We start from the raw sequence: 293 nt of genomic DNA on the forward strand, positions 1-293 counted from the left end.
TTGAACCGGGAGACCACCCGGTCCCACGCATCCACCGGAACCGAACCCCGATCCGGCAACACCGGCTTGAAGTAACCGACCAGCCCGATGTTCCCCGCATCGGCGCCCAGCAGAACATCGACATCCGAGACCGTCTTCGCCTTGATCTCCTGCGGCTTCGGCATCGCCCCCGCATCCAGCCACTTCGGCGCCGAAGGATTCGTCGGCCGCACATCCACGACCACATTCCGGTCCCGCGCCACATCACGGAACTTGTTGAAGTTCTTCTCCGGAATGCCGTACGTGTGCCGGGC

The 293-nt window shown here is 63.8% G+C and carries 1 protein-coding gene; it reads right to left on the reverse strand.

All coding sequences use genetic code 11. The annotated features are described in order from the left end of the window. Positions 1-293: hypothetical protein (locus IF17_RS0135915; RefSeq protein ID WP_030575449.1), on the reverse strand; the 293-nt coding region annotated here is incomplete at both ends.

Origin of the sequence: Streptomyces cyaneofuscatus (assembly GCF_000718135.1) — a bacterium.
Lineage (GTDB): Bacteria > Actinomycetota > Actinomycetes > Streptomycetales > Streptomycetaceae > Streptomyces > Streptomyces cyaneofuscatus.